This window comes from Kitasatospora sp. NPDC001225 (assembly GCF_053597855.1).
Genome location: NZ_JBSFJC010000098.1, coordinates 19,604 through 31,929 on the forward strand (window position 1 = coordinate 19,604; position 12,326 = coordinate 31,929).

At 71.4% G+C, this 12,326-nt stretch carries 8 protein-coding genes and 1 pseudogene; 3 read left to right on the forward strand and 6 right to left on the reverse strand.

Annotation, left to right across the window (positions count from 1 at the left end; genetic code table 11):
- Positions 1-57 precede the first annotated feature (57 nt).
- The 5 genes from ACWDCZ_RS28180 to ACWDCZ_RS28200 all read right to left on the reverse strand — a co-directional run bounded on the left by ACWDCZ_RS28180 (position 58) and on the right by ACWDCZ_RS28200 (position 9,144).
- Positions 58-2,067, reverse strand: coding sequence for a VMAP-C domain-containing protein (locus ACWDCZ_RS28180; protein WP_449817287.1), 2,010 nt, complete (start codon positions 2,065-2,067; stop codon positions 58-60).
- Complete coding sequence (locus ACWDCZ_RS28185) at positions 2,064-3,464, reverse strand: hypothetical protein (RefSeq protein ID WP_449817288.1); 1,401 nt, start codon at positions 3,462-3,464, stop codon at positions 2,064-2,066. Before ACWDCZ_RS28185 ends, ACWDCZ_RS28180 begins: the two co-directional genes overlap by 4 nt.
- Before the next feature lie 134 nt (positions 3,465-3,598).
- The gene (locus tag ACWDCZ_RS28190; protein WP_449817289.1) at positions 3,599-7,783 is read right to left on the reverse strand and encodes a caspase family protein; all 4,185 of its coding nucleotides are present in this window, start codon (positions 7,781-7,783) and stop codon (positions 3,599-3,601) included.
- On the reverse strand, positions 7,780-8,703 hold the full coding sequence (locus ACWDCZ_RS28195; RefSeq protein ID WP_449817290.1) for an antibiotic ABC transporter ATP-binding protein: 924 nt from the start codon (positions 8,701-8,703) through the stop codon (positions 7,780-7,782). Before ACWDCZ_RS28195 ends, ACWDCZ_RS28190 begins: the two co-directional genes overlap by 4 nt.
- Before the next feature lie 189 nt (positions 8,704-8,892).
- A complete protein-coding gene (locus ACWDCZ_RS28200) occupies positions 8,893-9,144 on the reverse strand; it encodes a hypothetical protein (RefSeq protein ID WP_449817291.1) in 252 nt (83 codons plus the stop codon).
- A gap of 91 nt (positions 9,145-9,235) precedes the next feature.
- Between ACWDCZ_RS28200 and ACWDCZ_RS28205 the strand changes: the two genes are divergently transcribed.
- Together ACWDCZ_RS28205 and ACWDCZ_RS28210 are read left to right on the forward strand one after the other, a co-directional pair.
- A complete protein-coding gene (locus tag ACWDCZ_RS28205; RefSeq protein WP_449817292.1) occupies positions 9,236-10,678 on the forward strand; it encodes an ISL3 family transposase in 1,443 nt (480 codons plus the stop codon).
- Complete coding sequence (locus tag ACWDCZ_RS28210; RefSeq protein WP_449817293.1) at positions 10,675-11,055, forward strand: hypothetical protein; 381 nt, start codon at positions 10,675-10,677, stop codon at positions 11,053-11,055. The genes ACWDCZ_RS28205 and ACWDCZ_RS28210 overlap by 4 nt, the downstream gene beginning before the upstream one ends.
- Here ACWDCZ_RS28210 and ACWDCZ_RS28215 read toward each other — a convergent pair.
- Positions 11,043-11,549 (reverse strand): hypothetical protein, encoded by a 507-nt coding sequence (locus ACWDCZ_RS28215; RefSeq protein ID WP_449817294.1) that lies wholly within the window; start codon positions 11,547-11,549, stop codon positions 11,043-11,045. The two genes, ACWDCZ_RS28210 and ACWDCZ_RS28215, sit on opposite strands and share 13 nt — an antisense overlap.
- Between ACWDCZ_RS28215 and ACWDCZ_RS28220 the strand changes: the two are divergent.
- A pseudogene (locus ACWDCZ_RS28220) lies at positions 11,539-12,326 on the forward strand (hypothetical protein); the annotation flags it as partial. The gene ACWDCZ_RS28215 and the pseudogene ACWDCZ_RS28220 overlap by 11 nt on opposite strands.

A 12,326-nucleotide genomic window follows, 5' to 3' on the forward strand; every position in this document is an offset into this window, starting at 1 on the left:
TGGTTCCTTCCCTTCGGCTCCGGGGTTCCCCACTGCGCCGGTCGCGGCAGCCGGGGGTCATGACAGCGATCCGGTCTGGGGCCGGTGCTCCGGGTCGTCCCAGAGCAGTCCCAGGCGCAGACCCACGGGGCACCCGCAGGGCCCGCCACCGATCCGCAGTTTCCGCACCACGGACGGCAGCTGACCGAGGTCGAAATCCGGGCTCCCGGTGCCCTCAGCAGTCCAGAGCCAGGCGAGGACGACCGCCAACTCGTCCTCGGCCCGGTTGCAGGCGCAGGCGGAGGCCGGGTTGTGCGCCCCGTCCCTTCCCGTCCGGCGCCACAGGGCGATGGGCAGTCCGGCGTCGAGCAGGACCTCCAGCCGGTCATGCAGAGGGGCGGTGTGCCGGTCGAGCAGTGCGCAGACCGGGTGGCCGTCGGCCCCGAGCCGGTCGGCGAGCCCGCTGTCGATCGGCGTGCTACCGGCGAGCGACAGGACGGCGTCCGACCGGCGGCCTCCGTGCTTGCGGTACCAGGCCCACTTGCGCAGCCAGCGGCGCCCGGACTGGTGGGTGCGCTCCTCGGGGCAGCGGACCACGACCTCGTACGTACAGCCGATCTCGCCCTGGCGGCTGCCGCGAGTCGGCAGGGGCCAACCCTCGAACTCCTCGTCGAGCAGGATCTCGGGGACGTGGAACTCTATGCGCCCCACCTCCGGGCCGGCCGGTGCCTCGAACAGCTGGTGGACCAGTTCCTGCTGGACGGCCGCCAGGGAGACCGGTGCGCCGGATTCCCAGAGCGTCTCGAACCCGTTCCGATAGAGCCACATCCGCGCCAGGAAGGCGTCCTCGGTAGTGGACTCGGTGAGCCGCACGTGCAGCTCGGCCCGCCCCTCGCGCTCGGGCGCGGGAGGAGCGGGGATGGCGTCCGTGCCCAACCGTACGCCGGTGCGTCGGACCCAGTCGGCCAGCCGCTCGGCTTGCTCTCCGTCGCTCTGCCGGGCGGCGAGGTAGCCGACGAAGGCGAGCGGGAGCGGGATCCTGCGGGTGCTGCTTCCTAGCCGCTGGTCTAGGTCGCGCACCACAGCCATCGGCTCGGCGGCGGGTAGCACCGGGCCGGGCGGGACGCAGCCGGCCGCCTCGAAGGCCCAGCAGTAGGCGTTGTAGGCCTCGGGCGGCAGGTCGGGTCCGGCGAGCAGCGAGCGCAACTCCGCCCAGGCCTGCTCGTCGAGCCGGGGCGCGCCGAGCGGCGCTTCCGGCCAACCGGTGTCGAGCAGCGGGTTGCCGTCCCAGCCGGTGATGCGCCACTGGACCTCCTGGTGGACCTCGCCGCCCGTGGCGAGGTCGTCGTGGACCAGTCGGGCGATGTCGGGCAGGCTGCGGATGCTCTCGTCGAGTGTGAGCCCGGTGAGCCGGGCCAGCAGCGCCTCGGTGAGCCGGCCGCCGCCGGCGATGTTCTGTGCGGGCATGCCGGCCCGGGAGGCGTAGAGGGTGAAGGTCCGGCGGCTGCGTACGGGCTTTCCCTCGCCGTAGTCGTTGCGGCCGAAGGTGGAGCGGGTTCCGGTGCGTGGGTCGAGCCTGCAGGCGTCGCCTATCGAGACGATCCGACGGAAGGCCTGGTGGACCTTGTTGGAGTTCCAGAACCGGAGGGCCGAGTCGAGGTCGAGGTGCCGGATGGGAGTGGTGGAGGCATCGGCGAACGGCAGCAGCAACTGGTCCTGGTCGCCGGCGTAGCCGTGGCCGGCCCAGTAGATGAGCAGCAGGTCGCCGTCGTGCTTGGGCAGTTCGCGCAGCAGCGCGTCCTCGATGTCGGCGCCGGTGGCGGGGCGGTGGGCGGGCAGGGCGGAGGTGTCGGGCTGCTCCGGGAGGTGGCCCTGAGGGGGCACGGGCAGTGGTGAGAGGAACAGCCGGATGTTGGCCTCGGGCACCCCGGCCGGGCCGGACAGCCACTGGGCGACGCGTACGGCGTCCCGGGCAGGGCCGCGCAGGTCCCAATCAGTGCCCACCCGGTAGGACTCGATGCCCACCACGAGTGCGAAGACGCGCTCGGGCGCCAGGGGTGGGAAGTCCGGCTGCGGCCGGTCGATCACCCGGCGCCTCCCCGGGCCCTGTCCGGCCCGTCCGGCTGAGGAGAGGAACCAGGCGTGTCGGCCAGTGCGGTGGCGATCCGGTCGTAGAGCGCGGGCAGGCCGAAGTAGGCGCTGTGGGAGTAGGGGAACGGCTGTCGGCTGGTCACCTCGTGATCGGTGATCCGCGCGTCGCCGGGGAAGACGGGGCCGGCGCGGTAGCCGAGGAGGTCGTTCGGGTCGTAGATGTTCAGCCACTCGGGAAAGCCGTCCGGCAGGGCGGCGCCGGGTTCCAGACCGTGCAGGGCGCCCAGTTCGTGCAGGTAGGGGGCCTGGGAACCGACCGTCACCAGGAGTCGCAGCCCCTCGGGGACCTCCTGGCGGGAGGCCGCCAGGGCCAGGAGGTCGACCAGCGCGATACCGCCGAGGCTGTGGCCGATGACCACCGTCGGCCCGGGGGAAGCCGCGATCCTCTCGGTCAGGTAGCGGCGGAGCGGGCCGCCGCGCGCCTGGTAGCGCAGGATGTCGCCCAGCGCGGGGGTGAGCCCCACCGTCAGGGCGCCGCGGTGACGGTTCAGCAGGTACTGGCCGCCCATGCGCATCCCGAGCTTGCCGAGGACACCGGCGGCCCGGCCCAGGGGACCGCGGGCGGTACCGCCGAGGAGGTCGGCCAGGAGCTCGACCACACGGTCGCGTTCATCTGCTGTGCACGGCGTGGTGGGACCGGCCGAGATGAGGAGCGCGGCAGCGACCGCGCGGGCGGTCGCCGCAGTCAGCTCGGCGGCGGTCGCGGGATCGACGGCCCGCTCGCACGCCTCGTCGAACTCCGGTGAGTCCGCAACCTGCCGCAGCGCGGTCCGCATATGGGTGGCCAGCCCGATGGACACCAGCAGACCGGACAACTCGCGTGCGGCCGACGCGGCCACGTCGTGGGATGTGCCGTCCACCGATGTTCCGCCAGAAGCTCCGGCCGGGGAAGGGTTCTCCGGTGAGCCGGTCAGTGTCCCGTTCGCCAACCCGGCCAACGCGGCGGCCACGGCCGCACCGGGCGAACGGAAACCGGGCGACTCGAACCCCTCGTCCTCGACGGGCAGCTCGGCCAGGACCCGGAGCTCGCAAAGGGGATCGACGTACAGCAGCGTCCAGCTGCCGTCGGACCGACTCACCAGCGTCTCCGGACCCGGCACGACCGGTCCGCCGTATCCCTGTTCCGACGTGGCGGGGAGGGACGACGGAAGGCCCGGGAACCCCGGGATCGAGGCACCGCCCGCGCCGAGCGTCGCACCGTGGTCGTCGCCCCAGTAACAGGGCACCGTCTCGGCATCCGGGAACCGGGCCAGGAGTTCACGGCAGACCCGCCCGAACAGCGGGTCGTAACCGTCCCGTCGTACGCCGGTGCCGTGCACGAACAGGAACCGCATGCCACCCCCACGCCTACCCACATCCCGTGTCCGGACAGCACCCTAGCGCTGCCCGGGGTGTCGGGCGGAGACTCCGGGCAAATGCCCACCGGCACGCAGTGGTTCGACACCAGTTCTCAGTGTGGGCTGACGTGCTAACCAGCTGCACGCTCCAGGACGATCACTTCGTATCCGGCGCCGACGACGAGCTCACCGCTCGGAGCGAAGGCGACTGTGGAGGGGTATATGGGCATATGGAATTCGTGCAGGAGCGTGCCGTTGCCAAGGTCCCAGACACCTACGGCGCGGCAGCCGGCAGTGACGACAACCGGCTTCCCGTTCACGTGGCCGAACTCCACATCGGACACCCACTCATCATCAAGCTGGTGACGCAACTGCCGGGTCCGCAGGTCCCACACCTGGGCACCGTTGTCGCCAGCGGCTGCCAGAACCACGGGATTGCGTCCGTCTGTACCACAGACCAGGGCTCCGACATGGTCTGGAAAGCCCTCAAAACTGCCTATTTCAGTCTGGCTGGCGAGGTCCCAGAGTATCGTCCGCGGCCGGTTCTCTCGGCACGAGAACCCCGAGATCACGGCCACGGGCTGGCCACCCACGAGAGCCCATGCGAGGGCACCCATGAGGTCGATGGCCTCGAATTCTCCACTGATTTGCAAGCTTTCCAGATTCCAGATTTGCGTCCGACCGCTGTCGAGGCGCCCCTGCGGGATCAGAGCGATCGGGTCATTGTCGAGGTAACCGCAGGCCAGCGATGCGCGAAAGCTAACCTCAGCTCTTCCGGTCTCCAGGCCCTCCGCGAGATCCCACATTCGGACGGTGTAGTCATCCCCTCTGGTCACGGCAGTCGGTCTGCCGGAGACCGTTGTGCAGATCACTTCTTTCACCCGACCCTTGTGCCCTTCGAGGCATCGCAGTGACCTCCCGGAGGCCATGTCCCAGACCCGTACCGTGTGGTCGAAGCCCGCCGACACCGTGACGGTGGCACCGTCCAGTACGGTGCAGGCAACAGCCGATACCTGGCTGGAATGGCCTTGGGGCTTGACCGCCTCGGCTTGTTCCTCCAGACGCCACAAGCGGACGGACCCGCTGGTAGTGGCACTGACGGCGACCGGTCGTCCGTTCACGCTCGTGATCACGATGGAGCGCACCTCGTGCGTGTGGCCGTTGAGCCGGGCCAACCGTTGGCCATCCGGCCGATCCCGCAACTCCATCGAACCGTCCTCGTAACCCAGCACCATGACCTTGCGGCCGTTGAGTTCCGTAAATGCGAGGGCTGTGATCCGGTCCTGCCCGATGTAACAGGACGCGACGACGGTGTCGGTGATGGGGTCGCGGAACTGAAGGTTCCCGCCGTGATCGCCGACGGACACGAGCTTGCGCCCCTCCTGGGTGACACTCGCCACCGCTCTACGGCCCCAGGAACCGTGACGAAGGTTCCACGCTCCGGTCTCCAGGTTCCAAAACATCAGCGAACCATCAAGCGGGCCGACAACAGCGAGAGTTACCTCCTGTGTCTCCATACAGAATACTGAGGGTAGTTGATGAGGGTTCCCGGACGGGCTCGGAAAGGTCCTTCGGACCTCACCGGACATCAGCTCGCGAACCCATCCTGAGCCGTCCTGGGCACAGCCGACGATCAGTACTTCGCCATGTACCCGGGTGCAGGCCAGGCCCGCCACGGGAGTCAACAATCCGTATTCGTCGGCCTTGCGCGCAACTTCAGCCTCGCTCTCCACCACGAATCTCCGGAGCTCGGTGGCACTTGCGAGATCCCAGACACGCATAGTTCCGTCAGCCGATGCGGTCACGGCGAGTGTGACACCGTCCACGTCGACGCAGTCCATTGCCCACACCGTGCCGGTGTGCCCGTCCAGGGTCGCGATGCAGGCCTGTTGCGCGGGATCCCAGATCTGCACCGGCCCGCCGCGCTGCGCGCTGAGCACCACCGGTGTCCCGTTCAACTCCGTCGCAACCAGCGGATCGCCCGACCACGAGCTCAGCTCGGCCCGGAACAGGCTGCTCGTCTGCGACCCGGTCGCCCACCGCGGTGCCCACTCCAGTCTCCGCCCCAGCCTCTTCCGGTGGTCCTCCAGCTGGTAGCGGGCCGCGTCCACCGCGAGCACCTGGGCCCGTTCGCGGATGCGGAGATCACGGTGGAGGTGGACCGAGGTCCGGTACATCGCGCAGATGCGCCCGGCCTCTCCACTCGGCACGCCGTCCATGGCGGCCAGCAGCCCGTCGGGCTCCGCGTGCACCAGGAACCACGGGTCCCGCAGCAGGTGTTCGAGGTCCCCCGAGGCCGCCGCGTGGCCCGCCAGGTGGGCGTGGACGTAGGGGTGCGCGCGCTCCCAGTCCGGGCCGTCGCCGTCGGCCCGCGGCGGGACGGAGGCGAGCAGTTCCGCGGTCATTCGGCGCTGGTCCTCGCGGCTGCGGCGCGGATCGCGCAGGTGCTCGGCCAGCGCCTCGTGGTACAGCCGGAACACCGACCGGTCCTCGCCGGCCCGGGCCTCCACCACGTACGCGCCCGCCTGCCGCAGCAGCCAGTCCACGTCGTCGTTGGTGCACTTCTCGCCCGACAGGGCCGCCGCCAGCGGGGCCCACAGGGAGTCCCACGGCAGGCCGGACCCCTCCGCGTAGGCCAGGGGGCGCAGCAGCCGTCGGACCCGGTCCTCGTGCTCGCCGTAGCGGGCGAGGTAGTCGTCGAAGGCCTGTCCGACCTCGGAGGGCAGTTCCTCCTCCCAGCCCGGCCGGGTCAGGTCGGGGGTCAGGTGTCCGTGGAGCAGGGCCCGTAGGGTCATCCGGGCGACGAGGAAGGAGCGTCCGGCACGTCGGGCCACCGCGGCGGCCAGGGCCTCGCGCTCCGGTGTCGTCAGGTCGCCGGGCTTCTCGGCCAGTGCGCGTCGTGCGTACTGTTCGATGTCGTGCCGGCCGGTGTACGCCTCGTGGTCCAGGTCGACGACCTCCACGGCCCGGCCGAGTTCGGGGATCATCGTGCGGCGGGTGCCGATCAGCAGGCGCAGGTTGTGCAGGGTGGACATCGGGCGGAGCAGTTCGCGGGCGATGCGCTGGGGTTCCCGCCCGCCGACGCCGGTACCGGCTTCCTCCAGTGCGTCGATCAGCACGGTCCGCAGCGGGCCGTCGTACTCGGCGAGTCTCGCGAGCAGGTGCGGCGGGCCGTCCGCCTCCACCCCCAGCGCGGCGGCGAGCCGTGCGGTGAGCTTCTCCAGGGTGGTGCCGTGTGCGTGCACGGACACCGTCACCGATCCGGGCGGCGGCAGCAGATGTGCAGGGGCTTCCGGGTGGTCGGGGCGGGCCAGGGCGAGCAGCCGGCCCAGGACGGCCGACTTGCCGGAGCCCGGGTCCCCGGTCACCACGCGCGCCCGGGCGTCGTGGACGGGGTCGCGCAGCCAGCCCGCCAGCGTGGCCAGGGCCTGCCGGCGCCCGGTGAACCAGTCGCCCGGCTCGCTCGCGTACTCCACACCGCGGCCCCGCGGACCGAAGTGCGCGGTCCACTCCCGCTGCGACTCCACGTCCATCGCCTCGTCGGGCAGGCCAGGCCGGTAGTTCGGGTTGGGTAGGAACGGCGGGACCGCTCGGCCGGACACCGCGTGGTAGTTGGCGCACTGGTCCGGGCGGTGCTCCCTGAGGTGGCCGTTGATCTGGTCGGTCACGGTCGGGATGTCCAGGTACCGCTGCCGCATCCCGGCCGTGCTCGCGCGTACCGCGGTCTCCAGGGCCGACACGAAGGCGTGGTCGTACGCGAGCTCGCGGGAGCGGGCGGAGGCCACCAGCCACAGGCCGTCGGCTTCCGGGGGCCGGCTGTCCACCAGGTGGCCGGTGACGCTCGTGATCTCGGCCGCGCCCAGTTCGGAGTAGCAGGTGTCGAGCAGCAGCAGGACGTGCCCGACCCGGGTGTCGGCCAGCAGGTCGGCGAGTTCGCGGGAGCCGAGGGTGGTGCTCCGGCGGTTGTGGCGGCTGTTGCGGAAGGTGATTCGGTGGGAGTGGTCGTCCCGCAGGCCGTGTCCCGCGTAGTACACGACGAGCACGTCCTGCTCGCACCGCTCGTCCGCCTTGAGCCAGTCCTCCAGGTCCGCGCGCAGCTGCTGGGCATCGGGCGCGCCGGCCAGGTGCGGGAGGATCTCCCGGTACCCGAGGGAGGTGAAGAGGGCGTTGACCCGGCGCAGGTCCTCGGGCACGCCGGGCAGGTCCTCGAGCACCGGGTCGACGGGGAACGTGTCGGCGCCGAAGGCGAGGACGTACCGGTTGAGCCCGTCCGCCGCGCCCGTGGCAGGAGCACCCGTCGTCGGGCCGTGCGTCACCGGGCCAGTCCCGCGGCGATCGCCGTCCCGGTCTCCACTGCCGTCAGATAGGCGCGCATGCTGTGCATCTCGGAGCCGTTGTCCACCGGCACGTCCACGACCTCCGAGCCGAACCGGGGTGCGAGTTCGCGGACGACGGCGACCAGGTCGCACCTGTCGGCGATGTTGGTCCACTGCTTGACGGGGGCCGGCCAGACCCCCGTGCCGTCCTGCCGCGGGGCCGGCTGCAGGCGGTCGAAGACTAGCCCGGCCAGGCCCAGCGGGGAGCCGAGCGTGACCAGCGTCAGCGGCGGCCGCTCCGGAGGGAGCCCGCACAGCACCTCGTAGGCGACCACCGATCCGAGCGAGTGCCCCACGACCACCTCGGTGTCCGGCGTGATCAGCTCCTCGACCCGGGCCCGTACGGCGGCACGCAACGCGGGCTCGGTGAAGTACCGGCGCACCTGCTTGAGGTCCGAGACGAGCACCCGGTCGGAGACGGGGCCGAAGTATCGGGTGCGGGTGAGGGAGTGCAGGGCACGGCGGACCCGCTCCACAGTGAGCGGGCGGGAGGCGAGGCGGCCGACCGCACCACGGGTGGCGGGAGCGGGACCCGTCCCGTCCGGGGCACCGGCGTCCGGTCCGGGAACACCGGGATCGAGCCGGGCGGCCTCCCGCCACCAGGCCTCCAGCAACTCGGTCTCGAACCCCGGCTCGACGTCCTTCGCCCGGTAGTACGGCTCGCCGCGGGTCCCGGCCTGCCGGTAGAGGTCCCCGTACCCGGCGCAGACGATGTCGCCGTCCGCCAGGTGTCCGAGCGCGGGGTCCCTACGCAGCGCGAGGCCGACCCCGCCGCGCAGCGCCGGCTCCACCTCCGCCAACAGGGTCTCGGCGGTGTCGAGTTGCCGCCCCACCCCGTGCACCACGACAACCCGGCTCATGGCCCCCCTCAAACGCGTCCCCCTGTGCCTGCCGCGAGCATAGTCCGGGGCCGGGGCGACGGTGGGCCAAGGTGTCAACGAGCACGACACGTAGCTGCAGCCCCGCAGTGCGCCTCGCGGCTTGATTCGGTCAAGTGCCAGTGGTCGCAGGATTCCCCGCAAGCTGGGGTTTCGTGTTGGCATGACCCCTCACCAGCATGGCCACGCGCGCCTGTCGCGGTTGACAACCTCGTCGCCGGCTTCCAGGAACACGACAGGGCGGAAGAGCAGTTCGAGCTGGAACGGCACACTGCCGACCGGGCCGATCCCGTAACCCTGCTCCTCGAACCCGGCGTCATGGGACTCGCCCTGCCCCAGGACGCCGAGGTAGGTCGCAGGCCGCGGCGACCAGCCCGTCTCCAGGGGCGGATCGAAATGGTGGACGGCTAGGACGTGCACCACGGTCGCGGGGATCCCCCTGGCATCTGTCGTCGGCCTTCAGCGTGTCCACCGGGTGATGACGCTCTCTGAATTTGGCTCTGACCGGAGTTCCGTGAAATCCCAGGTCAAGCTGCAGGCATGCAGGATCGGTTCCCTGCGGGATGACCTGCGCGTGGTTTTCCGCTCGATCGAAGATGTTCTGTTCCCCGGAGTCGATGTTGAACTGGAACGGCTGACCGCCGGCCCGGAGGTCGTGCTGGTGGAGGTGGCCGCGTGCGGCCCGCCGACCCGGTGCCCGGGCTGCGGAAGTCCGGGGAGACGGAGGCACTCCTCCTACCGGCGAACGCTGGCCGAACGACCGCTTGCAGGAAGTAAGTTGGCGATACGCCTGCGCGTGCGCCGCTTCTTCTGCGACCACGCCCGGTGCCGGCGGACGACGTTCGTCGAGCAGGTCTCCGGGCTGAGCGAGCGGCACGTGCGTTCCAGCATCGGGCTGAAGCAGTGGCTTCGGGCCGTCGCCACGGAGCTGGGCGGCCGGGCCGGCGAACGGCTGTGCCACAAGCTCAGCATCGCTGCCGGCCGGACCCGCCTGCTCGGGCTGCTGGAAGCGCCCGAAGTGCCGGACCGGGCACCGCGGGTGCTCGGCGTCGACGAGTTCGCCTTCCGCAAGGGCCGTACCTACGGGACCGTCCTTGTCGACGTCGAGACCGGCCGCGTCGTGGACGTGCTCCCGGACCGCACCTCGGAGACCTTCGCCGCCTGGCTGCGCGAGCACCCCGGTGCGGAGATCATCTGCAGTGACCGCGCCACCGCCTACACCCGGGCGGCCAAGGAAGCCGCCCCCGACGCGATCGAGGTCGCGGACAGGTGGCACCTGCTCCAGAACCTCTCGGCCGCCGTCGAGAAGACCTGCCACCAGCACCGCTCCTGCCTGCGCAAACACGCCGAACAGGAGGAGCCGGCGCCCGAGCCTCCGGGCACGGCCCGGCCAGCCCGGCTTCCACGGCGCCGGGCGCGGCGGACCCGCAGTCGGTCACCGTGCGCGGCGGTGGCGGAGAACACGGTCACCTCGGCCTGGTCCGCGCCGACGACACCGATCTCCCGGGGCCGCAGCGCGGCCGGGTCCCGGGAAGGATGGGGGGCGTTCCGCGCGGGGCCCGGCCAGTGGGAGCCCAGCAGCGCCGGGGGGCACGGCGCGGCTGCTCTGATCGGCGGCCCAGTCGGGTCCCGGTGCCCGGGCACGACGGGACCCAGGCGAGGCGGCCTCGGCCAGCGGGTTGCCGCTCAGGCGGTCGCCGCTTCGGCCTCGCCGATGCGCTTGTGCAGCACGGTCAGGCGCCGCCCGGATCCTGGGCGACACCGTCCGCGCTCCCCGCAGCCCGCTCCGCCACCGTGGTCGATGGCCGCCGTCGACAGAGCGGATCCGCGCAAGACAACGCCTCAGGTCAAGACGCGTGGGGGAACAAGCCATTCCTCCGCTCTGCGCCTTGCTGAATCACAGAAACCTTCGTTCCCTGACAGTACTCACCCACCCCAGGAAGGAGCCTGCCCGTGACTCGCATACACACCCGCCTCGTGGCCGTGGCTGCAGCCCTCGTGGTAGGCGCCGGCGCTGCTGTGGCAGCCGCGCCCGCCGCCAGTGCCAAATCGAGGTGCTGGGAGGACATCGTCACGGCGATGGGATACACCGACCGAGCGATCGCCTACGCCAACCAGGGAAACCTGAACGGGGCCTTGGATCTCTCCAACTCCGCACTGAACTTCACAACCACCGGCAGCTGCGCGGCCTCCCCGGTCATCGTGGACGTCGACAACGCCTCGTACAACCTCGATCGCGGAAAAAACGAACTGTTCGCGGGGAACTGGGGTGGCGCCGCCAGCGCCTTCCGATCCGCCTACTACTCGCTGGAACAGGCAAGCTATACCGCCTGATTGGGTGCTGGCACGCCCCCGTGTACGGCGGCGACGCTGTACACGGGGGCGTGCCAGATGTCCTCGGAGGCGGCCTCGACCTCGGTCATGCGATTGAGCAGCTGGGCGTCGGCGTCAACGAGTACGAGGACTGGTGATTGCATGTGGTCGGTCTCCCAGGCTTGGTTGCGGTGACCGCGGGGGCGGGTGAGGAACACGTCGTGCTTGCGGGCCGCCCTCTCTCCCGCTGAAAGGCCGGCCCGCTCCCCCGCGGTCGGGTCCCACTGGATCGCCCGGTGCAGAGTGGGCAGCGACGGCACCCGGCCCGGCGGGTCCTGCCGGGCTGCCCGGGCGGTCAGCTCGCAATGGACCGCAGCCACGTTGCCCTTCCACAAGGCCGAGCAAGACCCGGCCGCAGCTCGCGAACCCGGATCTCGCGCCCAGGCCAGCACCCGGTTCACCGTCACACCCGAGGTACGCCACCTGCTGGCGAGGCTCGACACCATGGCGATCATCGTGCTCCTCGATATCCGGGCCGACCGGCAGGCCGGGCCGGGCAGCGGCATGCTGGGCGTGGTCGCGGTGCGCGCCGCCGGCGCCAACCTGGACGTCCCCGAGGGCTTGCTGCCCACCACGCTCTGCGGGCGGGGCACCGCGCCCGGACAACCCTGGTACCCGCCCGAGTTCGCCGACGTGCGGTGCGGCGGAGTGCGAGCGGGCGCTGCGTGGCCTGTGGGGCGGGTGGTGGCGGTGTCGGAGACGGCGCGGGTGCTGCGGCGGGCGACCGGGGTACTGGAGCAGCGGGCGCTGGCGGCGGACGAACCGGGGGCGCAGTGGATGGTCGACCAGGACGAACACGGGGCACTGGTCCTCGCCTCCCACCGGCTTGGGGAAGGCGACGCGGTGGCCGGCGGGCCGATCGGCACGAGCACCGTGGCGGTGTTCGCCTATGCCGACCACCCCGAGTGGCACGCCCCGGCACGGGCGCTGGCGGCGGCCGCGCACTGCGCTGGCCTCGACCCGGACACCTCGCTCGCCCTTGCGGCCTGGCTGCGGACTGGACGACGTCGCGCTCCTCGGCCCGGCGGTCGCTGTCGCCAAGGCGTACCTGCGCGAGCCGTGACCGCTACGCGGCTGTCGCTTGCCCAGTCCCATCGGAGCGGGTCGGGCGGGGGCGCGGTTCGTAGTGGGCCCGATCTGTCAACGGCCATCACGCTCGCCCCACTGGCGGCCGGAGTCCCGCCCCACCTGCGGTCTTCAAGACCGCCCCGGTGGCGGCCAGATAATCTCCC